Origin of the sequence: Allobosea sp. FBZP-16 (assembly GCF_002831785.1) — a bacterium.
Taxonomy (GTDB): domain Bacteria; phylum Pseudomonadota; class Alphaproteobacteria; order Rhizobiales; family Beijerinckiaceae; genus Allobosea; species Allobosea lupini.
This window is the reverse complement of record NZ_LNCQ01000023.1, coordinates 590,513-611,455: the sequence shown is the minus strand read 5'-3', so window position 1 is coordinate 611,455 and position 20,943 is coordinate 590,513. Positions and strand designations below refer to the sequence as shown.

16 protein-coding genes and 1 pseudogene are annotated in these 20,943 nt (G+C 66.2%); 10 read left to right on the top strand and 7 right to left on the bottom strand.

From position 1 onward, the window contains the following. The first annotated feature begins 70 nt into the window (after nt 1-70). On the top strand, nt 71-775 hold the full coding sequence (locus CXY91_RS12715; protein WP_100961774.1) for an SDR family oxidoreductase: 705 nt from the start codon (nt 71-73) through the stop codon (nt 773-775). A 43-nt stretch (nt 776-818) separates the two neighbouring features. Next, the gene (gene tam, locus CXY91_RS12710) at nt 819-1,601 is read left to right on the top strand and encodes a trans-aconitate 2-methyltransferase (protein ID WP_100961773.1); all 783 of its coding nucleotides are present in this window, start codon (nt 819-821) and stop codon (nt 1,599-1,601) included. A 9-nt stretch (nt 1,602-1,610) separates the two neighbouring features. On the opposite strand, the gene CXY91_RS12705 is transcribed toward tam, so the two are convergent. The 6 genes from CXY91_RS12705 to CXY91_RS12680 form a co-directional block, all read right to left on the bottom strand. Further along, entirely contained in the window at nt 1,611-3,254 is a 1,644-nt protein-coding gene (locus tag CXY91_RS12705) for a Na+/H+ antiporter (RefSeq protein WP_100961772.1), read from the bottom strand. A 98-nt stretch (nt 3,255-3,352) separates the two neighbouring features. Further along, nucleotides 3,353-4,285 carry a 3,5-dioxohexanoate:acetyl-CoA acetone transferase gene (gene kce / locus CXY91_RS12700; protein WP_100961770.1) on the bottom strand — a complete coding sequence of 311 codons (933 nt, stop codon included), beginning with the start codon at nt 4,283-4,285 and terminating at the stop codon, nt 3,353-3,355. A 37-nt stretch (nt 4,286-4,322) separates the two neighbouring features. Beyond that, nucleotides 4,323-5,264, bottom strand: coding sequence for a 3-hydroxyacyl-CoA dehydrogenase (locus tag CXY91_RS12695; protein WP_100961767.1), 942 nt, complete (start codon nt 5,262-5,264; stop codon nt 4,323-4,325). Nucleotides 5,265-5,301: 37 nt separating this feature from the next. Beyond that, entirely contained in the window at nt 5,302-7,827 is a 2,526-nt protein-coding gene (locus CXY91_RS12690) for a branched-chain amino acid ABC transporter ATP-binding protein/permease (protein WP_100961765.1), read from the bottom strand. 7 nt (nt 7,828-7,834) lie between these two features. Further along, nucleotides 7,835-8,710 (bottom strand): branched-chain amino acid ABC transporter permease, encoded by an 876-nt coding sequence (locus CXY91_RS12685; protein WP_092156502.1) that lies wholly within the window; start codon nt 8,708-8,710, stop codon nt 7,835-7,837. A gap of 162 nt (nt 8,711-8,872) precedes the next feature. Then, the gene (locus tag CXY91_RS12680; RefSeq protein WP_100961763.1) at nt 8,873-10,132 is read right to left on the bottom strand and encodes an ABC transporter substrate-binding protein; all 1,260 of its coding nucleotides are present in this window, start codon (nt 10,130-10,132) and stop codon (nt 8,873-8,875) included. A 193-nt stretch (nt 10,133-10,325) separates the two neighbouring features. On the opposite strand from CXY91_RS12680, the gene CXY91_RS12675 reads away from it, so the two are divergent. From CXY91_RS12675 to CXY91_RS12640, 8 genes and pseudogenes are all read left to right on the top strand, one after another. Then, a complete protein-coding gene (locus CXY91_RS12675) occupies nt 10,326-11,015 on the top strand; it encodes a GntR family transcriptional regulator (protein ID WP_244543901.1) in 690 nt (229 codons plus the stop codon). A 38-nt stretch (nt 11,016-11,053) separates the two neighbouring features. Continuing rightward, nucleotides 11,054-11,830, top strand: coding sequence for an SDR family oxidoreductase (locus CXY91_RS12670; RefSeq protein WP_091837431.1), 777 nt, complete (start codon nt 11,054-11,056; stop codon nt 11,828-11,830). A gap of 97 nt (nt 11,831-11,927) precedes the next feature. Then, nucleotides 11,928-12,284: pseudogene (locus tag CXY91_RS31130) on the top strand (DUF2793 domain-containing protein); the annotation flags it as partial. A gap of 1,186 nt (nt 12,285-13,470) precedes the next feature. After that, entirely contained in the window at nt 13,471-15,369 is a 1,899-nt protein-coding gene (gene asnB / locus CXY91_RS12660; RefSeq protein ID WP_100961759.1) for an asparagine synthase (glutamine-hydrolyzing), read from the top strand. Nucleotides 15,370-15,501: 132 nt separating this feature from the next. Beyond that, nucleotides 15,502-17,439, top strand: coding sequence for an asparagine synthase (glutamine-hydrolyzing) (gene asnB / locus CXY91_RS12655; protein ID WP_100961757.1), 1,938 nt, complete (start codon nt 15,502-15,504; stop codon nt 17,437-17,439). Nucleotides 17,440-17,464: 25 nt separating this feature from the next. After that, nucleotides 17,465-18,424, top strand: coding sequence for an NAD-dependent epimerase/dehydratase family protein (locus tag CXY91_RS12650; RefSeq protein WP_100961755.1), 960 nt, complete (start codon nt 17,465-17,467; stop codon nt 18,422-18,424). A gap of 13 nt (nt 18,425-18,437) precedes the next feature. Beyond that, nucleotides 18,438-19,373 (top strand): NAD-dependent epimerase/dehydratase family protein, encoded by a 936-nt coding sequence (locus CXY91_RS12645; protein ID WP_100961753.1) that lies wholly within the window; start codon nt 18,438-18,440, stop codon nt 19,371-19,373. A gap of 55 nt (nt 19,374-19,428) precedes the next feature. Further along, nucleotides 19,429-20,508 carry an NAD-dependent epimerase/dehydratase family protein gene (locus tag CXY91_RS12640; protein WP_100961751.1) on the top strand — a complete coding sequence of 360 codons (1,080 nt, stop codon included), beginning with the start codon at nt 19,429-19,431 and terminating at the stop codon, nt 20,506-20,508. Between the two features lie 87 nt (nt 20,509-20,595). Here CXY91_RS12640 and CXY91_RS30910 read toward each other — a convergent pair whose 3' ends face one another. After that, entirely contained in the window at nt 20,596-20,745 is a 150-nt protein-coding gene (locus CXY91_RS30910) for an ATP-binding cassette domain-containing protein (RefSeq protein ID WP_282569379.1), read from the bottom strand. Nucleotides 20,746-20,943: the final 198 nt, after the last annotated feature.

Genomic DNA, 20,943 nt, shown 5'->3' with positions numbered 1-20,943 from the left:
GCGAGAAAGGCGAGAATGAGCGTCGTTGCTTGCAGTGCATGCGTACCTTGGCAAGAAGATGGAGCGTCCCATGGCAGGAGAAAAAGTAGCGGTTGTTACCGCTGGCGGCAGCGGCATGGGCGCGGCCGCGGCGAAGCGGCTGGCGCAGGATGGCTTCAAGCTCGCGATCCTGTCCTCCTCCGGCAAGGGTGAAGCCCTGGCCAAGGAGCTCGGCGGCTTCGGCGTCACGGGCTCGAACCAGTCGAACGACGACCTGAAGCGGCTGGTCGACGAGACGATGGCGCGCTTCGGACGCATCGACGTGCTGGTCAACAGCGCCGGCCATGGTCCGCGCGCGCCGATCACCGACATCACCGACGAGCAATGGCATACCGGGCTCGATGTCTATCTGATGAACGTGATCCGGCCGACGCGGCTGGTCGCGCCAGTGATGGCGGCGCAGAAGTCGGGCGCGATCATCAACATCTCGACCGCCTGGGCCTTCGAGCCGGCCGCCAATTTCCCGACTTCGGCGGTGTTCCGCGCCGGGCTCGCCGCCTACACCAAGCTCTTCGCCGACCAGTATGCGGCGCAGAACGTGCGCATGAACAATGTCCTGCCCGGCTGGATCGACTCGCTGCCGGCGACCGAGGAGCGCCGCGCCGGGGTGCCGATGCAGCGCTACGGCACCAGCGAGGAGATCGCCGCGACGATCGCCTTCCTCGCCTCGGACGGCGCCGGCTACATCACCGGCCAGAACCTGCGCGTCGATGGCGGCTTGATGCGCTCGCTGTAGAGGCGTAGGCCGTCGCTCCGGTTGCATGGACGGAGCAGGCGCGATGACGGGCAAGGTCGACTGGGATGCGAACCAGTATCTGCGCTTCGAGGACGAGCGGACGCGGCCGCCGCTCGACCTGATCCAGCGTGTCCGCCTTACCGACCCGCAGCGCTGCATCGATCTCGGCTGCGGCCCCGGCAACAGCACCGAATTGGTCGCTGCCCGTTTCCCGAATGCGGCGGTGGAAGGGCTCGATTCCTCGCCGGACATGCTTGAGAAGGCGCGCAAGCGCCTGCCGCAGCTCTCCTTCACTCTGGCCGACCTGGAGAGCTGGTCGGCGGATGGGCGCTACGACCTGATCTTCGCCAATGCGGCGCTGCAGTGGATCCCCAATCATCCCGCCCTGTTCGCGCGGCTGGCGCGGTCGCTGGCGCCGGGCGGCGTGCTCGCCGTGCAGATGCCGAACAACCTCAGCGAGCCCTCGCATGTCTCGATGGACGAGGCCGCCGCCGAAGGGCCGTGGGCCGGGCGCCTTGCCAATGCGCGGGCGTCGAAGGCGGTGATCGGCTCATTCTCGGATTACCGGCGCTGGCTGATGGCAGCCGGCTGCGAGGTCGATATCTGGCAGACGACCTATGTCCATGCGCTCGCCGGGCACGACGCCATCGTCGAGTGGTTCAAGAGCACGGGCCTGAAGCCCTATATCGACCCGCTGCCGGCGGGTGAGCGCGAGGCCTTCCTCGCCCTCTATCGCGAGAAGATCGCGGCCGCCTATCCGATCGAGCCGGACGGCAAGGTGCTGCTGCGCTTCCCGCGCCTGTTCATCCTCGCGGTTCGGCGCTAGCGCCGGCTCTCAGTGTGACCCGGCCTTCGACTCGGCCAGCACATCGTGCAGGACGAGTTCGTGCGCGAGCGCGTTGAAGGTCGCATCGTCGATCGCGCCGCTCCTGAGCAGGTCACGCAAGGCCTCGCGCTCTGCCGCCAGGGCGGTGTGGCGCAAGGCGCTCTCAGCCCGCTGCAGCGCCACCGCCTCCTCGCGCGGCGTCCTGCCGTCGTCGAGCAGCGCGAGGCGCCGCCGATAGGTCGCGATCAGCCCTTCCGCCACCGCCTGGTCGACGGTCGCGGCGCCATCGGTGCCGCCGCGATGGGCAACGCCTTCCAGCCGTGCGATCGCAGCTTCGGTCGCCGTGATCCGTGCCCGCCGCATCTCGGTGGCGTGAGCGGCCCCCTGGCCGGCGGCGAGCCCGCGCACGATTGGCGGCAGGCCGAGGCTGGCGATCGCCAGCCAGAGCAGGATCACGCCGGCGGCCAGGAAGATCGCGACGTCGCGCCCCGGAAAGGGTGAGCCGTCGAGCGCCAGCACCGGGAATGACAGCACGCCGGCAAGCGTGACCGCGCCACGCACGCCGGCAATCGAGCCGGCCAGCCGCGTGCGCAACGTAGTGTGGAACTGCTCCAGGCGAAGGTGCCGGCTGACGATGCGGCTCAGCGCGATGGCGGCGCTGATCCAGACAAAGCGCAGCAGGATCAGGCAGAGTGTCAGGGCGACAATGATGCCGAGCGGCTGCCAAAGCCAATGCGTGTCGATGAGGACCGGCGGGACGGTGCGGATGATCGCCGGCAATTGCAGGCCGAGCAGCACGAAGAGCGTGCCGTTGAGCAGAAAGGCGAGCATCGTCCAGAAGGAATGGGCGAGCATATAGGCGGAGACGCTGAGCTGGTTGGCGGTGCGCGTGCGCCCGACGGTGAGGCCTGCGACCACGGCGGCGAGCACGCCTGAGGCATGGACGGCCTCTGCCGCGAGGAAAGCCGCGAAAGGCAGGAACATCACGACCAGAACCTGTGCTTCCGGCGCGATCCGATCGAATTTCGCCAGCAGCTTCAGCGCCCAGGATACGACCACGACCGCGAGCAAACCCGCGGCGACACCGCCGGCGACGGCGAGGAGGAAGGCGAGCGAGATCTGCCAGAGCGAGAAGCTGCCGGTCAGGGCGGCCGCGGCGGCGAAGCGGAAGATCACCAGGCCCGAGGCGTCGTTGAGCAGGGATTCGCCTTCGAGAATATGCATCAGGTTCTTCGGTACGCTCTCCTTGTCGACGATGGCGGAGACGGCGACCGCATCGGTCGGCGAGAGCACGGCGGCGAGCGCGAAAGCGACGGGCAGCGGCATGGACGGCACCAGCCAGTGCAGGGCAAGCCCACCGAACAGGGTGGTGAAGAAGACCAGGCCGAAGGCGAGCGACAGGATCGGCCGGAGCAGCTTGCGATACTCGCGCTTCGGCGCCTCCCAGGCGTCGACGAAGAGCAGCGGGGCGATGAAGAGCAGGAGAAAGAGCTCTGGATCGATATGAGGATGGAAGCCGGCGGTCGGCCAGGCGAGGGCGGCGCCGAGCGCGATCTGGACGATTGGCAGCGGAATGATCCTGAACAGCCGGGTCAGCGGCTGCGAGGCCACCACGGCCATGACCAGGATCAGAATGAAGGTGAAGATCTGCATCGGTTCCGCGGCCGGCCCGGTTCGCTCTGGGGTCGGCCGCGAGGTTTATCGTCCGGTTTCCAGCGAGCCAAGCTCACCAGGGCCGGGATAACGCAATCTCAGAAATTGACCTTGTCGGCGCCCTTGAGCTGGAGCTGCTCGCGGGCATCGTCCGGCGTCGCGATCTCCAGGCCGAGGCCCTCGATGATCTTGCGCGCGGCGCGGACCTGGTCGGCGTTCGACTTGGCGAGCTGACCCGGGCCGAGCCAGAGCGAGTCTTCCAGGCCGACGCGCAGATTGCCGCCCATCGCGACCGCCATCGCCGCGATCGGGAGCTGGTGCCGGCCGGCGCCGAGCACCGACCAGTGATAGTCGTCGCCGAAGAGCCGGTCGGCGGTGCGCTTCATATGGGCGACGTCCTCGGGATGCGGGCCGATGCCGCCGAGCAGGCCGAAGACCGACTGGACGAAGAAGGGCGGCTTCACCAGGCCGCGGTCGACGAAATGGGCCAGCGTGTAGAGATGGCCGATATCGTAGCACTCGATCTCGAAGCGCGTGCCGTTCTCGGCGCAGGTGGTCAGGATGTTGGCGATGTCCTTGAAGGTGTTCTTGAAGACGCGGTCGTCAGAGCCTTCGAGATAGGGCCGCTCCCAGTCGTGCTTGAACTCCTTGAAGCGGTTCAGCATCGGGTAGAGCCCGAAATTCATCGAGCCCATGTTGAGCGAGGCGACCTCGGGCTTGAAATGGGCGCAGGGCTTGAGGCGCTCCTCAACCAGCATGGTCGGGGCGCCGCCGGTGGTGATGTTGATGACGCAGTTGGAGCGCTGCTTGATCACCTTGAGGAAGGGCTCGAAGGCCTCAGGCGACTGGTCGGGCTGGCCGGTCTTCGGGTTGCGGGCGTGGACATGGACCAGCGCCGCGCCGGCCTCGGCGGCGCCGACGGCGGCATCGATGATCTCGTCGGGCGTCACCGGCAGATAGGGCGACATCGAGGGGGTGTGGATCGCGCCGGTGACGGCGCAGGTGATGATGACTTTGCGGTTCTTGGCCATGCGATTTTAGTCCTTCGCTGATCCCTAAATCATGAACTCACGCCGGCTTGCGCTTCGCCGCGCGCTTGTGCGCCTGCAGGGCGGCGAGGCGGCTGTCGCGCCAGTCGCTCAGACGCTTGACGCGGGTGGCTTCCTGCGCGCCGCGCCATTCGCGCATGACCTCTGCCACCGTCTCGGGCTTGAACGGGTTGCCGAGGCCTTCGGAGGATTTGACCATGCGGTCGAGCGATTCCGAATAGCGTGCGCAGTAGTCGGGTATCCCGCCCGGCGCATTGAGCTCGATCGTCTCGAACGGACCCATGAATGACCAGCGCAGGCCGAGCCCATCGCGGATGGTCTTGTCGACATCCTCGGCGCTGGCAACGCCCTCGCCGACGAGGCGGAAGGCTTCGGCCAGCAGTACCGCCTGCAGCCGGTTGAGCACGAAGCCTGGCTTCTCCTTGCGCAGTATGATCGCGACCTGGCCGGCCTGCTCGTAAAGGCGCTTGGCCCTGGCGACGACCTTGGGATCGGTCCAGGGCGCCGGCGCGAGCTCGACGATCGGCACCAGATGCGGCGGGTTGACCGGATGGGCGACGAGGCAGCGGGCGCGGCCTTTCAGCTCTTCCGAAAAGGTCGAGGCCATGATGAAGGAGGTCGAGGAGGCCAGGATCGCCGAGGCCGGAGCGAGCGCGTCCATCTGGGCAAAGAGCTCGCGCTTGGCTTCGACGGTCTCCGGCCCGTTCTCCTGCACCAGCGCGACGCCCTGCAGCGCATCTGCAAGATCCTTGGCGACACGGATGCGGGCGAGCGAGCCCTTGGGGTCGTCGACGAGACCGTGGCCGGCGAGTTCCCGGAGGTTCTTGCCGATATGGGTGCGGGCGGCCTTGGCGGCTTCCGGCTTCACATCGTGCAGCGCGACCTCGAAGCCATGGCTGGCGAAGACGGTGGCCCAGGCGCGGCCGATCAGGCCCGAGCCGACGATGGCGATCTTGGTCATGCGATCCTGTCCATGGCAGTCGAAAAAGAAGGCTCGTTCAAAGCCACAGCACCTGCCGCCGCAGCGCAAGGTCCTGGCTGAGGGCGCGGGATGGTCCGATATGGGTGACCTGGCCGCGCTCGAGCACGACGGTGCGGTCGGAGAGCGCCAGCGCCAGGTCGAGATGGTGGTCGACGATGACGATGGCGATCTCCTTGCGCAGCTTGTCGAAGGCCTCGAACAATTCCTCGACCACCGCCGGTGCCAGGCCCTCGAAGGGCTCGTCGAGCAGAAGCACCCTGGTGTCGCCGGAGAGGGCGCGGGCGACCGCGACCATCTGTTGCTCGCCGCCGGAGAGATAGTCAGCGGGCGACTGCCAGCGCTCCTTGATGCGCGGGAAGAAGGCGAAGATCTTCTCGTCCTCCCAATGGGTGCCGTTGCCGGTGCGGCGGCGCAGGCGGCCGAGCTCCATATTGTCCTTGACGCTCATGCCGGCGAAGAGGCCGCGTCCCTGCGGGACGTAAGCCACGCCGGCGCGGGCGATCTGGGCCGGGGGCAGGCGGGCGATATCGCTGCCGGCGAGGCTGATCGTGCCGGACGCCGGCGGGGCGATGCCGGTGATGGTCTTGAGCAGGGTCGACTTGCCGGCGCCGTTGCGGCCTAGCAAAGCGACGATCTCGTTCTCGTGCACGCCGAAGCTGACCTGCCGCAGGATATGGCTCTTGCCGTAGAAGGTGTCGACCTCATTCAGACCAAGCAGGACTTTCTCGCCGGCGGCGCTTTCGCGCGGCTTTTCGGCCAGCGCGTGGGCGCCGGAGCCGATATAGACCTCCTGCACCTTGGGCGAGGAGCGGGCGTCCTCGACCGTGCCGTCGACCAGCACCGAGCCCTCGTTCATCACCGTGACATGGTCGGCGATGGCGAAGACGCGGTCGATGTCGTGCTCGACGAGCAGAACCGGCAGGTCGGTCGAGATCGACTTGATCAGGTTGCCGACGCGCTCGCGCTCGGCCGCGGCGAGGCCGGCGAGCGGTTCGTCGAGGAGAAGCACACGCGGGCTTGTGGCGAGCGCGAGCGACATGTCGAGCAGGCGCTGGCCGCCATAGCTGAGCGAGCCGGCCTCGGCCTGTTCGATGCCGGAGAGCCCCATGGTCGAGACGACCTGGCGGGTCTCATCGTTGACCTGGCCAAGCGCGCCGGCCGAACGCCAGAAGCCGAAGCGCTCCGGCGCCCTTGCCTGCACGGCGAGGCGGACATTCTCGGCGACCGAGAGGGTCGGAAACAGGTTGGTGATCTGGAAGGCGCGGCCGATGCCGGCCCGCGTGATCGCCTCGGGCGAGAGGCCGGCAATATTTCGCTCGCGCAGGCGGACCTGCCCGCGATCGGGCGCGAACATGCCGGAAATCAGGTTGAAGGCGGTGGTCTTGCCGGCGCCGTTCGGGCCGATCAGCGCATGCAGCTTGCGGTCGCGCATGGCAATATCGACGTTCTCGACCGCCTTGATGCCGCCGAAGCTCTTGGCGAGGCCGGTCGCGGTCAGGATCGTGCCGTCGCCGGCATCCTGCGGCTTCATGAAGGCGGGAAGCTCGACCGCGCCGGCCTTGCGGGCCGACATCGCCGCGTCCTCGGCCGCCTGCCTTTGGAAAGGCTTCAGCAGGCGCTGGCCGACGCCGACGAGGCCGTCCGGCGAGAAGACGATGAAGGCGACGAAGAGCAGGCCGAACCAGAACAGCCAGTTCTCGGTGACGCTGGAGAGCAGGTCGCGGAAGACGACGAAAAAGAGCGCGCCCAGCGCCGGCCCCAGGAAGGAGCGCATGCCGCCGATCACCACCATTGCCAGCAATTCGCCGGAGAAGGCGACCGAGATCGGCTCGGCCGAGGTCATGCGGTTGTTGAAGAGGAGGAGCGTGCCGGCCAAGCCCGTCAGCGCCGCCGAGACGGTGAAGGCGACGAGCTTGTAGCGGGTGGTGGCATAGCCGAGGAAGCGGGCCCGCTGCTCGTTCTCGCGGATCGCGACGAGCACGGTGCCGACCGGCGAGCGATGGAAGCGCCAGAGGCCATAGACTACGGCGAAGCCGATGGTCGCCACCAGCACGTAGAAGGGCAGGGCGACCTCGAAATCGATGCCGGCGAAGAGCGGGCGCTTGATGCCACCCAAACCATCCTCGCCGCCGGTGACCGAAGTCCAGCGGAAGGCGACCGAATAGATCATCGCAGCGAGCGCCAGCGTCAGCAGCGAGAAATAGACGCCGCGGCGGCGCAGGATCAGCGCGCCGAAGGCGAAGGCGATGACAGCGACGAGCGCAACCGCGAGCAGGATCGGCAATGCGAACTGGCCGGGCAGCCAGTTGCGCTGGATCAGGCCGGCCGCATAGGCGGCGATGCCGAACCAGGCGCCGTGGCCGAAGGAAACCAATCCGGTGGTGCCGACCAGGATGTTGAGCGCCATGCAGGCAATGGCGAAGACGACGACCTCGGTGGCCGACGTCGTGCCGAGCCCGACCGCATGCATCAGCGAAGGCAGCAGGCTGAGGCCGATGGCGGCGATGGCGAGCGGGAGATAGTCGCGCTGGAAGCTGGTCATGTCGGCCTCACTCGAAGCGCTGGATGCGCTCGCCGAACAGGCCGCGCGGACGGAAGAGCAGGACGAGCAGCATCATCAGGTAGATCACCGCGGTCGACCATTGCGTCAGACCAAGGCCGATGGTGATGCCCTTGACCAGGCCGACCATCAAAGCGGCGACGACGACGCCCCAGAAGGAGCCGAGACCGCCGATGACGACGACGACGAAGGCCGGGGTGATGATCTCCTGGCCCATGGCCGGATGGATCGAATAGATCGGCGCGAGCAGCACGCCGGCGAGGCCGGCCAGGCCGATGCCGATGCCGGCGACCGTCATCATGTAGGGCTGCAGGGAGATGCCGAGCGCGCCGACCATGTCGGGGTTCTGCACGCCGGCGCGGACGACGCGGCCGAAGGCGGTGCGCTGCAGCAGGAACCAGAGGCCGAGGACGCAGGCGGCCGCGATCAGGATCAGCAGGGCGCGATAGCGCGAATAGATGAAGTCGCCGATGAAGAGTTGGCCGCGCAGCGCCGGTGGGATCGAGAACGAAAGCGGCGGCGCGCCGAAGATCATGCGCAGCGATTGCTCGGCGACCATGGCGAGGCCGAAGGTGAGCAGCAGCGAGAGGATCGGATCGGAGCGATAGAAGCGCTGGAACAGCCCGCGCTCGATGACGATGCCGATCAGCGCGACCAGCACCGGGGAGGCGATGATGGCGCCGCCGAAGCCGATATGGGGGGCGAGCACGATCGTGAGATAGGCGCCGATCGCATAGAAGGCGCCATGCGCCAGGTTGACGATGCCGCCGAGCGAGAAGATCAGCGACAGGCCGAGCGCGATCAGGAGGTAATAGACCCCGTCGAGCAGCCCGTTCAGCACCTGCTGGATGAAGAGGGTGAGCAAGGGTTGGCCTTTGCGGACTCGTGCGATGGGATGACGTGCTGAGCCGTCATGCTCGGGCTTGACCCGAGCATCTCAGGCCGAAGGAGGCGCCAGCCGGCGCCTTCCAGTCATGAGATTCTCGGGTCTGCGCTTCGCTTCGCCCGAGAATGACGCCGAACGAGCTCAGCTCATCTTGCAGACGGCTTCGTCGCCCTGGGTGGCGATCACCTCCATGTCCTCGTTCGGGCCGGGCACCGGGGCCGAGGAGGTAAAGAGGTCCCACTGGTTCTTGACCTGCGCCGCCGGCAGGGCGGTGATCGTGTACATCTCGCTGATCAGCTGGTGGTCGGAAGCGCGGAAATAGCCCTGGCGCGGCTTCATCACGTCGAACTTCGCGCCCTTCTCGAGATGCTCGAGGATCTTGGCGGTGTCGGTCGACTTCAGCTCGTTCATCGACTGGGCCATCACCTTGACGCCGACATAGTCGCCCCAGGCCTGGTTCTCCGGCGGCTTACCGTATTTCTTGGTGAAGGCGGCGACGAAGGTCTTGCTCGAGGGCGTGTCGATCAGATGATGCCAGACGCAGGGCCAGATCCCGCCGAAATTGTCCTTGCCGGCGGCCCAGGCGAGGGCTGTATCGAAGCCGAAGCCGGCGACCGGGAAGGTCAGGCCGAATTCGGAATACTGCTTGAGGAAGTTGGTGATCTGGTTGCCGGCGAGGTTGGAGATGACGAGGTCGGGCTTGGCGGCCCGGATCTCCAGCAGCAGCGCCGAGAAGTCGGTCGCGTCGGTCGGCACCAGCTTGTCGGCGGCGAACTGGCCGCCATTGGCCTCCATGAAGCGCTTGGCGACCTTGCTGAGGTCATGGCCGAAGGCGTAGTCGGCGGTGAGCGAGAACCACTTCTTGCCCTTGACCAGCCCCTGCGCCAGCAGCGAGCGGCCGGCGCTCTTCACATACATCGAGTTCTGGTGCTCGACATGGAACATGTAGCGGTTGCAGCTCTCGCCGCGCAGCGCGTCGGAATTGCCGCCGGTGTTGAGGAAGAGCGTCTTGTTGCGGGCCGCGACCTGCGAGATCGTCAGGCAGGAGGCCGAGGAGATTTCGCCGATGATGCAGGCGACCTTGTCGCGCTCGATCATGCGCTCGGCCTTTGTCGAGGCGGTCTGCGGATTGACCGAATCCTCCTTGAGCAGTTCGAGCTTGCGGCCGTTGATGCCGCCGGCGGCGTTGATCTCCTCGGCGGCGAGATCGGCGGCCATCACACCGTATTCGCCGAGCGGGCCGAGGAAGCCGGTGCGCGGCGTCAGATGCCCGAAGCGGATCGCATCCGACGTCTGCGCGAGGATGACCGCCGGGCTGGCGACGAGGCCGGTAGCCGCCGCACCGAGCCCGACCAGCGTCTGACGACGCGAGAGGCCCCTGATCCTTGACTGCTCTGACATTTGCGTTCCTCCCAGAACTCTCCCGCGCGCTTCGGCGTCGGATTGCGTGGATCGTCTTCTTCACTCAGCGGTCTCGGACCGCTTGTCGTGATCTGTGATCACAGTTAGGTTGGCAGACATGGTTGCCCGAGTCCAGCCCTCAGTTGCGCCGCTATCGCGGCCAGCCTCCCCAGGAGCGGGGAAGCTCGGCGAGGTGTCGGCGCTCGACGAGGTCGGCTCGCTCCAGCATGAGACGCTGGGCGAACGTGTCACCGGCGAGCTGCGGGCGCTGCTCATCGCCGGGCGATTGGCGCCGGGCGAGAAGCTGTCGCTGCGCCGCGTCGCCGAGGCGCTGGGCGTCTCGATGATGCCGGTGCGCGAGGCGGTCAGCCGTCTCGCCGCCGACAAGGCGCTGGAGGTCCTGCCCGGCCGGGCGGTGCGCGTGCCGGTGCTGACTTTGGCGCAGTTCCGCGAACTCACCCGGATCAGGCTGGTGGTCGAGGGGTTCGCGGCCGAGGAGGCGACGAAGGTGATCACCGACGCGCACATCGCCGTAGTCGCCCGGCATGAGGCGGCATTCCTGGCTGCGGCCAGGGCGGACCCGCCGGACCCCGCCGCTGCGGTCGGCGCCAATCGCGACCTGCATTTTTCGCTCTACGAAGCCGCGGGCATGCCCTCGCTGATCGAGATGATTTCCCGGCTCTGGCTCAAGGCCGGGCCGATTCTCAATCTCGACATGCGGCATGAGCCGAAGCGGCTCGATGGCGGCAGTGCGGTCGTGGCGCATGCGCAATTGCTGGCCGCGCTGCGGCGACGCGATCCGGCCGCGGCGCGGCAGGCGCTGGTCGAGGACATCAGCGCGGCGGCCGAGCATATCGAACGGACGGCGCGGCTGGCGGAGTAGCCGGTCGGCCGAAGAACGAAGGAAAAGGGACGGAAACGATGGATCTGACGATCAAGGGTTTGCGCGTGCTGGTGACGGCGGGCGCCAATGGCATCGGCCGGGCGACGGCGCGCGCCTTTGCGGCGGAGGGCGCCAAGGTCCATATCTGCGATGTCGACGAGAAGGCGCTCGCGGCCATGGCAGAATCCGATCCGGCGATCACGCGCTCGGTCTGCGACGTCTCCGACCGCAAGGCGGTGGCGCGCCTGTTCGAGGAAGCCCTGGCGGCGCTCGGCGGCCTCGATTGCCTGGTCAACAATGCCGGCATCGCCGGGCCGACGGGCCGCGTCGACGAGATCGCGCCGGAGGACTGGGATTCCTGCGTCGCCATCGACCTCACCGGCCAGTTCAACTGCACCCGGCTCGCCGTGGAGCATCTGAAGCAGTCGACGAACGCCTCGATCGTCAATCTCTCGAGCCAGGCTGGCAAGCACGGCTTCCCGCTGCGCTCGCCCTATGCCGCGGCGAAATGGGGCGTGATCGGCTTCACCAAGGCGCTCTCGGCCGAGCTCGGCGAGTTCGGTATCCGGGCGAACGCGATCTGCCCCGGCCTGGTCGACGGGCCGCGCATCCAGAGCGTGATCGCCAACAAGGCGCGCTCGCTCAACGTCTCGCATGACGAGATGACCAACCGGCTCTTCGCCGGCGTCTCGATCAAGCAGTTCGTCGACCCCAATGACATCGCCAAGCAGATCGTCTTCCTGGCTTCGCCCTTTGCCAAGACGATCTCCGGTCAGGAGATCTCGGTCTGCGGCGATACGCGGATGCTGAGCTGAGGGTCTGCAAACGCGTTTTTCCGGCTCGATCGACCCAGTGCGGGGATAGATTCGCAATCGATCCCCGCTGCTTGCGGAGCCCGCATAATCGGCTGGCATGGCGCGCCTCCCGCGTGCCGCTCCGATCCAGCGAGGTCCCATGAGCGAAACGCCACGTCTTGGCCTGCCCCTGCTCGCCGCCGGGCAGGCGCAGAAACACGTCACACACAATGATGCGCTGATGCGGCTCGATGCGCTGGTGCATCTCGTCGTCGCCAGCCGGACACAGACCGTCCCGCCGGCTTCGCCTGGCGAGACCGCCGCCTACATCGTGCCCGCTGGCGGCACCGGCGTCTTCGCCGGTCACCAGGACGATCTTGCGATCTTCGAGGACGGCGCCTGGAGTTTTCTCGACCCGCGCTCCGGCTGGCAGGCCTGGGTGAGCGACGAGGCCGAGCACCATGTCTGGACCGGCACGGAATGGCGCCGCTCACAGCCGGTGAGCAGTCTTGGTGCCGCGCTCTGGGGTGTGAATGCGACCGCCGATACGACGAACCGGCTCTCGGTCTCCGCCGACGCAACCCTGTTCAATCACGCGGGCACCGACCATCGCCTCAAGCTCAACAAGGCGAATGCGGCGCGCACGGCGAGCCTGCTCTTCCAGGACAACTGGTCGGGCCGGGCCGAGATCGGGCTCGCCGGTGACGACCAGCTCCGGATCAAGGTCAGCCCGGACGGGAGCAGCTGGACCGAGGCGCTGATGATCGACCGCGCGACTGGGTTGGTCAGCCTGCCCGCCAGCAGTTGGGCGCGCGAGACTCCGCAGCAGAACCTGCTGATCAACGGCGATTTCCAGGTCAATCAGCGCAGCTTCGCCGGTGGCGCGCTGACGGCCGGCGTCTTCTGCTTCGACCGCTGGAAGGCGCATACGAGCGGGGCAAATCTCACCCGCGGCGGCTTTGCCGTGACCTTGTCCTCAGGCGCCATCGTCCAGGTCGTCGAGCCTGCGCTGTGGGGGGTGTCCTCTTTCGCCTCGGCGCCAATGTCCGTGTCCGTCGAAGACCTCGCCGGCGGCAATCTGGATGTGGTCGTGGGCAGCGCCAGCGGCACCATCGCCGCCGGATCCGGCCGCCGGTCAGTCACGTTGAGACCGGCGGCGGACGATACCGGCAACCTGTCGGTGCGCCTTGCGCCGGCGTCGGGACCCGTCAGCTTCGGACGGGTGAAGCTCGAATTCGGCGGGGTCGCGACAGGGTGGGCGCTGCGCAGCCTCGCCGAGGAACGCCGGCTTTGCGAGCGCTATCACTGGCGGCCGCAGACGACAATGTCGCTGGACTGCTATCAGAGTGCGACTGGTTACATGCAGCAGTACCTGGCTTTTCTTACAACGATGCGGACGACGCCGACGACCGGCTACAGCGTGCAGCAGGAGTCCAAGATCTATGGCAGCGAGCGCTCGATCGCGGCGTACTCCAATTCGCTTGCAATCGTGTCGATCCGCGCCAACGTCACGGGCCGGGTCTACGCCCAGTTCGGCGACATCTCGTTCACCGCGAGCTTTGAGCGGACGGCCGCGGCTGGCCATGCGCCGCGCCGGGCTTTCGCGGGCTGCCGGGCTCGGATAAGAGGGGCCTCCTTCTGGCAGAGAGAGGCGTCCTCGCATGTGCGGTCTGTTTGCGTCCGTCGGTTTCGAACCCGATCCGGCGCGCATCGACGTCGTTTCGCATCGCGGGCCCGATGGTCGCGGCTGGCAGACTTACACGAGCCCGTGCGGGCCGGTGGCGCTCGGCCATCGTCGCCTCGCGATCATCGACGTTTCCGATGCCGGCCTGCAGCCGATGTCGGACGCCTCAGGTCGTTACCATCTCGTCTTTAATGGAGAGATCTACAACTATCTGGAATTGCGCGAGGAAATGCGCGCCAGAGGGGAGGTCTTCGTCAGCGGTTCCGACTCCGAGGTGCTACTACGCGCCTACATGCTTTGGGGTGAGGCGGCGCTGCCGCGCCTGCGCGGCATGTTCGCATTCCTGATCTGGGACGATCGCGACAAGACGCTCTTCGCCGCCCGTGATCGCTACGGCATCAAGCCGCTGTACCTGTTCTCGACGCCGCGCGGCGCGGCCTTCGGCTCTGAGATCAAGCAATTGCTCGGTCTGCCCGAGCTGAGCGGGCGAATGAACGTCGCGCGGGTGCATGACTTCCTGTCGTCCGGCATCGCCGACCATACGGCCGAGACGATGTATGACGGCGTGATGCAATTGCGCGGCGGTGAATGCACCACCATCGATGCCAGCCGCCAAGGTTCCGTGACTGTCGGGGTCCGGCGCTGGTACCCGCCGGCCGCCGGCGAATTGTCGATCTCGGAAGGCGAGGCGGCCGAGCGCTTCCGCGCGGCCCTCGCCGAATCCGTACGGCTGCATCTGCGCTCCGACGTGCCGGTCGGCTCGTGCCTGTCGGGTGGCCTCGACTCCTCTGCCATCGTCTGCCTGATGTCGCAGATGATGGGCTCGGGCAGCGGGGGGGCGCAGGTCAACACCGTTTCCGCCTGTTATGCGGAAAAGAGCGTCGACGAGAAGCCGTTCATGGACGCGGTCGTGGCGCACGCGCACACCGAGCCGCATTTCGTCTTCCCCAAGGCCGAGGACGTCTTCCAGCGCGCCTCGGACATCACCTGGCACCAGGACGAGCCTTTCGGCTCGACCTCGATCTTCGCGCAATGGTGCGTGTTCGAGGAAGCGCGCCGCGTCGGCGTCAAGGTCATGCTCGACGGGCAGGGCGCGGACGAGCAGCTCGCCGGCTACCACGGCAGTTTCCCCTACTACATGGCCGACCTGACGCGGCGCTGGCAATTCGGCCAGCTGCTGCGCACGATGGTCGAGCGCAACCGCTATCACGGCACCTCGATCTATCAGCAGTTCCGCAACCATCTCGTCCCACTGTTGCCGGGGCGCCTTGCGGGGTTGCTACGCCGCCAGCATCGCGCCTTGACGCAGCACGACTGGCTCGGCACCGACATTCTGCGGGAGCAGGGCAATCCCGGGACCGCTTTCCAGCTCGCCAGCGACACGCTCGGCCTGCCGCCGGTCACCGACATCCGATCCCTGTGCTTGACCCTGACCTACGGCTCCAACCTCGCCATGCTGCTGCATTGGGAGGATCGGAACTCGATGGCCCATTCGATCGAGGCGCGCGTGCCGTTCCTCGACCACCCCCTGGTCGAGCTCACACTTGCGCTCGGCAATGATCACAAGATCGTTGGCGGCGACACCAAGCGCGTCCTGCGCCGGGCCATGAAGCGCATCCTTCCGGAGGTGGTCCGTGAGCGCCGCGACAAGCTCGGCTTCGCGACGCCCGAGGAGATCTGGTTCCGCGGCCCGCTGCGCGGCCTGGTCGAGGACGGGATCGAGAAGACCCTTGCGCTCTACCCCGGCCTGATGAATGCCGGCGGTGTGCGGGCCCTGGCCAAGGAGGCGCTGGACGGGGAGCGGCCGCTCGACTTCACGCTCTGGCGGATCGTCAATCTCGGCATGTGGGGCGAGCGCATGGGCGCTACGCTATGAAGGCGAGAGCCTTCATGGCTGACAACCGGCGGCGCTCCTGATAAAGGCCGTCGGCTTCCAGCCGGTTTCTTGCACCGGAAGGTTCATCGGGGCGGACAGGTGACACCCCGAGCGATCTCAGAAGGTTTGCCCATGTGCGGAATTGCCGGAGCGGTGTCGCTGGCGCGCCAGCCGGTCGCAAAGCTCGCGAATGCGCTCGCGACGATGAATCACCTGATCGCCCACCGCGGTCCGGACGGTCACGGCTTCTGGCGCGCACCGGGCGACGTCTGCGGGCTGGCGCACCGCCGCCTCGCGATCATCGACCTGTCCCCCGGTGGCCACCAGCCGATGGTCGGCGAAAGCGGCGCGGTCATCACCTTCAACGGCGAGATCTACAATTACCTCGAGCTGATGGCCGAGCTGAAATCCGGCTGGCGGTTCCGCTCGTCTTCCGACACCGAGACCATCCTTGCAGCCTACGCGAAATGGGGCACGGACTGCCTGACGCATCTGCGCGGCATGTTCGCCTTCGCGATCCATGACGGCCAGCGCCTGTTCGCGGCGCGCGACCGGTTCGGCATTAAGCCGTTCTATTATGGGGTCGTCGACGGGACCTTGTACTTCGCGTCGGAGATGAAGGCGCTGCTGCCGCTGCTGCCGGAGATCGCGACCGATCCGGATGCGCTCGCGGAGTACATGACCTTCCAGTACACGATCGGCGAGAAGACGCTTTTCAGACATGTCCACTCGCTCCTGCCGGGTCATGCGCTGACCGTGGAAAACGGCGAGGTGCGCGTCTTCCGTTACTGGGACGTGCATTACGACATCGATTGGGACCACAGCCCGCGCTGGTTCGGCGAGGAGATGCGCGGCAGGCTTTCCGACTCGATCAAGGTTCACCTGCGTTCGGACGTGCCGGTCGGCGCCTATATCTCGGGCGGCATCGATTCCAGCCTGATGGGCATTCTTGCGGGGCGCGAGGAAGCGTCCGGCCGGATCGGCTTCCACGGCAAGTTCACCGAATTCCCCGGCTACGACGAGAGCTTCTATGCCGAGGCAGCCTGCCGCGACGGCGGCATCGACCTGCACCAGATCGAGATCGGCGCGAGCGATTTCCAGGACAGCATCGAGAAGGTCATCTACCATCTCGACACGCCCGTCGCCGGGCCGGGCTCGTTCCCGCAATACATGGTGTCCAAGCTGGCAGCGCAGCATGTCAAGGTCGTGCTCGGCGGGCAGGGCGGCGACGAGATATTCGGCGGCTATGCCCGTTATCTGATCGCCTATCTCGAACAGGCTCTGAAGGCGTCGATCGACGGCACGCAGCGCAACGGCAACTTCGTCGTCACGCCGGAATCGATCATTCCGCACCTGACCGTGCTGCAGGAATACAAGCCGCTGATCCGGCAGCTCTTCTCCAAGGGGTTGTTCGGCCCGCTCGACGAGCGCTATTTCCGCTTGATCGACCGCTCCGCCGACATGGGGAGCGAGGTCGACTGGTCGGCGCTCGATCTCACCGGAGTGTTCTCGCGCTTCCAGGGAATCTTCAATTCCGAGCGCAATGTCCGTAAGGAAGCCTATTTCGACTCGATGACGCATTTCGACTTCAAGTGCCTGCTGCCGGCGCTGCTGCAGGTCGAGGACCGGATGTCGATGGCGCACGGGCTGGAATCGCGCGTGCCGCTGCTCGATCATTCCGTTGTCGAGTTCGCCGCGACGATTCCGGCCGACATCAAGTTCAAGGGCGGCCAGATGAAGCATTTCATCAAGTCGACCTTTGCCGCCGACCTGCCGCAGGAACTGGCGCAGCGCCGCGACAAGATGGGTTTCCCGGTGCCACTGAAGGAGTGGTTTTCGGGCGAGCTCAAGGGCCTGGTCTCGGACATCTTCTCGACCCAGAAGAACCGCCATCGCGAATTCTTCAACTCCGACGCCATCCTCACCAATTTCGACAAGGCCGAGCGCTTCTCGCGCAAGACCTGGGGGCTGCTAAGCCTCGAACTCTGGCACCAGATCTTCCACGATCGCGCCGCCGATTACCGGCGGATGCTCGACGAGGTCGAGCCCGCGCGCGTCGCGGCGCAATGACAGCAGCACTCAAAGGGACAGCACGATGAAGGTCTTCATTACCGGTGGCTCCGGCCAGGTCGGTTCGACGGCGGCGGACATGTTCCTCGCGCGCGGCGATACCGTGATGTCGCTTGAGAATTTCTCGACCGGCCGGCGCGACAATCTGCTTGATCACGAACACCTGACGCAGGTCGAGGGCTCGATCACCGACTCGAAGCTGGTCGACCAGCTCTTCTCCGATTTCAAGCCCGATGTCGTCGTGCACACCGCCGCCTCCTACAAGGATCCCGAGGACTGGGAGACGGACGCGTTCGTAAACGCGGTCGGCGGCGCCAACATCGCCAAGGGCTGCAAGCTGCACAAAGTCGGCCGACTGATCTATTTCCAGACAGCGCTGTGCTACGGCACCAAGCCGCTGGAGCAGCCGATCACGCTCGACCACCCGATCAACCCGGTCAATTCGAGCTACGCGATCTCGAAGACCGCCGGCGAGCACTATGTTCAATTCTCGGGCGTGGACTGGGTGACCTTCCGCCTCGCCAACGTCATTGGCCCGCGGAACGTCTCCGGCCCACTGCCGATCTTCTACGGCCGCCTTGCCGAGGGCAAGAAGTGCTTCGTCACCCCGGCGCGGCGCGATTTCTGCTATGCCGGCGACCTCGCCAAGGTCGTGGTCCAGGCCGCCGACGGCAAGGGCAACGGCACCTATCACTTCTCGTCGGGCAAGGACGTGGCGATCAAGGAACTTTACGACGCCGTGGTCAAGGCGATGAAGCTGAACGACTATCCCGACCCGGAGGTGAAGCCGCTCGGCCCGGACGATGCGGCCTCGATCCTGCTCGACCCCTCGCGAACCTTCGCCGATTTCGGCGATGTCGAGTTCACCTCGCTTGACGAGATCGCGCGGCTCTCGGTCGAGCGCTGGGAGAAGGAAGGCGTCGTCGGCGGCTATACCCATCTCAAGGAAGCGCGCGCCGACATCAAGACGGCGGCCAAGGGCTGAAGGCGATCGCATCATGCGCATCCTGATCACCGGCGGGGCGGGTTGCCTCGGCTCGAATCTGACCGAGCGCTATCTGGCGGACGGGCACGAGGTGCTCGTGCTCGACAATTTCGCCACCGGCCATCGTGGCTCGCTGCCGGAGGAGCATCCGGCGATGCGCGTGGTCGAAGGCAGGGTCGAGGACCGCGACCTGGTCTACCGGCTTTTCGCCGAGTTCAAGCCGAGCCATGTGATCCATTCGGCCGCGGCCTACAAGGATCCGGACGACTGGGTGGAGGATACGCGCACCAATGTCGAGGGCACGATCCATGTCGTCGAGGCGGCGAAGGCGGCGGGCGTCAAACGCTTCGTCAACTTCCACACCGCGCTCGGCTATGGACGACCCGACAAGTTGCCGATCCCGGCGGATGCGCCGGCGCGGCCCTTCACCAGCTACGGCGTCTCGAAGCAAGCCGGCGAGAACTATCTCGCCATGTCCGGCCTGCCCTTCGTCTCGCTGCGGCTTGCCAATGTCACCGGTCCGCGCCTGGCGATCGGCCCCATTCCGACCTTCTATACAAGGCTGAAGGCGGGCAAGGGCTGCTTCTGCTCGAAGACCGTACGCGACTTCATCGACATGGACGATTTCTTCGCGGTGATGGACGCTGTGATGGCGGATGGGGCGCGGACCGGCCTCTTCAACGTCTCCACCGGCACCGGCCATACGATCAAGGAGATCTTCGACATCGTCGTCGACCATCTGGGGATCACGCTTGCGGAGCCGGTTCCGGAGGTCGAAACCGGTGCCGACGATGTTCCCGCCGTGGTGCTCGACCCGTCGAAGACGATCGAGACCTTCGACTGGCGGCCGAAATACTCGTTCGAGCAGACGATCCGGCGCATGCTGGCGTGGTATGACGAGCACGGTGTCACTGCCATCTACAGCCATTTGAAGGCGCCTCCGGCCTAGGCCTGAAACGCCTTCGCCGACCCGTCGTCTTGCACCCCCAAACGGACGTTCTCTCATGACCGAGAACTTTGCTGACACGAATGTGCTCGTTGTCGGCGGCGCCGGCTTCGTCGGCTCCAATCTCGTCAAGCAAATCCTGCGCGAGAAGCCGCGCAAGCTGACGATCGTCGACAATTTCCTCTCGGCCGATCCGGTCAATGTGCCTGATGATCCGGCGGTGAAGCTGGTCTGCGGGCCGATCACCAGCGACCGGATCCTGCGTGAGCTCGATGACGACCTCGACTATGCCTATCACCTTGCCTGCTTCCACGGGAACCAGTCGTCGATCCACGACCCGCTGATGGATCACGAGAACAACACGCTGACCACGCTGAAGCTGTTCGAGCGGCTGAAGGATATCAAGTCATTGAAAAAGGTGGTCTATTCGGCGGCCGGCTGCGCGGTCGCGGCCAAGACCTTCGACGGTGCGAGCGCGACCACCGAGGATGCGCCGGTCTCGCTCTTCCACGACAGCCCCTACTCGATCTCGAAGCTGATCGGGGAGATGTACGGCAATTACTATTTCACGCGCTTCGGCCTGCCCTTCGTTAAGGCGCGCTTCCAAAACGTCTATGGGCCGGGCGAGATCCTCGGTGCGGGCCGCTGGCGCGGCACGCCGGCGACCGTCTGGCGCAACGTCACGCCGACCTTCATCTGGAAATCGCTGCATGGCGAGGCGCTCCCGGTCGAGAACGGCGGCATCGCGACGCGCGACTTCATCTTCGTCGAGGACATGGCCCGCGGCCTGATGGCCTGCGGCCTCGGGGGCGAGCCGGGCGAGATCTACAATCTCGGCTCTGGCGCCGAGATCTCGATTCGCGAGCTAGCAGAGCGCATCAACGCCGCGACCGGAAACAAGACGCCGGTCGCCCTGACCCCGGCGCGCGACTGGGACCGTTCGGGCCAGCGCTTCGCCGCGACCGACAAGGCGCGGGAGAAGCTCGGCTTCGTGGCGCAGGTGCCGCATGAGGAGGGCGTCCGCCGGACGGTCGAGTGGACGAAGGCCAACAAGGCGACAATCATGCGCTGCATGACGAGCCACGCGCATTTCGTACCGGAGGTGACGGGATACGCAGCTGCGGCGTCGAGCGCCTGACGCGGCCGCCTCCGACAGGCGGGCGGCGATCTTCGGGGACGCCTTCGCGCCTGCAGCCGATCGCGGGCGCGCCGGCAAGGCCGGTCGTCACCCGATGCCTGGGGTCAGCGCGTCACCGGCGCGGCGCAGGGCCTGTTCGTCAAGCCCGGCCGCAGTCAGCGTCAGCAAGGTCGTCTTGCCAGCCCCGTTGCGGCCGACGATATCGAGACGCGCGCCCGCCGCGAGCTGGAAGTTGATGTCGCGCAGTGCCCAGAACTCGTTGATCTTGGGCGATTGAACGGGAGGATCTTCGAGATGCCGGTAAGATCGATAAGGCTTTCCTTTCGATCCTTGTAAAATTTGTACATCTTCCCGACGTTCTGGAAGTCTATGACAAGAGGCTTAGACATAGTCGATCAAGCCTCTTTTTGCTCGCGCGAAGAAGTGCCCGCCGCC

Excerpts from the sequence above, each read along its gene's own strand:
- CXY91_RS12645 (WP_100961753.1), top strand. The coding sequence starts at position 18,438 with ATGCGCATCCTGATCACCGGCGGGGCGGGTTGCCTCGGCTCGAATCTG.
- asnB (WP_100961759.1), top strand. The coding sequence starts at position 13,471 with ATGTGCGGTCTGTTTGCGTCCGTCGGTTTCGAACCCGATCCGGCGCGC.
- CXY91_RS12680 (WP_100961763.1), bottom strand. The coding sequence starts at position 10,132 with ATGTCAGAGCAGTCAAGGATCAGGGGCCTCTCGCGTCGTCAGACGCTG.
- CXY91_RS12650 (WP_100961755.1), top strand. The coding sequence starts at position 17,465 with ATGAAGGTCTTCATTACCGGTGGCTCCGGCCAGGTCGGTTCGACGGCG.
- CXY91_RS12670 (WP_091837431.1), top strand. The coding sequence starts at position 11,054 with ATGGATCTGACGATCAAGGGTTTGCGCGTGCTGGTGACGGCGGGCGCC.
- CXY91_RS12695 (WP_100961767.1), bottom strand. The coding sequence starts at position 5,264 with ATGACCAAGATCGCCATCGTCGGCTCGGGCCTGATCGGCCGCGCCTGG.
- CXY91_RS12690 (WP_100961765.1), bottom strand. The coding sequence starts at position 7,827 with ATGACCAGCTTCCAGCGCGACTATCTCCCGCTCGCCATCGCCGCCATC.
- kce (WP_100961770.1), bottom strand. The coding sequence starts at position 4,285 with ATGGCCAAGAACCGCAAAGTCATCATCACCTGCGCCGTCACCGGCGCG.
- asnB (WP_100961757.1), top strand. The coding sequence starts at position 15,502 with ATGTGCGGAATTGCCGGAGCGGTGTCGCTGGCGCGCCAGCCGGTCGCA.
- CXY91_RS12715 (WP_100961774.1), top strand. The coding sequence starts at position 71 with ATGGCAGGAGAAAAAGTAGCGGTTGTTACCGCTGGCGGCAGCGGCATG.
- CXY91_RS12705 (WP_100961772.1), bottom strand. The coding sequence starts at position 3,254 with ATGCAGATCTTCACCTTCATTCTGATCCTGGTCATGGCCGTGGTGGCC.
- tam (WP_100961773.1), top strand. The coding sequence starts at position 819 with ATGACGGGCAAGGTCGACTGGGATGCGAACCAGTATCTGCGCTTCGAG.
- CXY91_RS12640 (WP_100961751.1), top strand. The coding sequence starts at position 19,429 with ATGACCGAGAACTTTGCTGACACGAATGTGCTCGTTGTCGGCGGCGCC.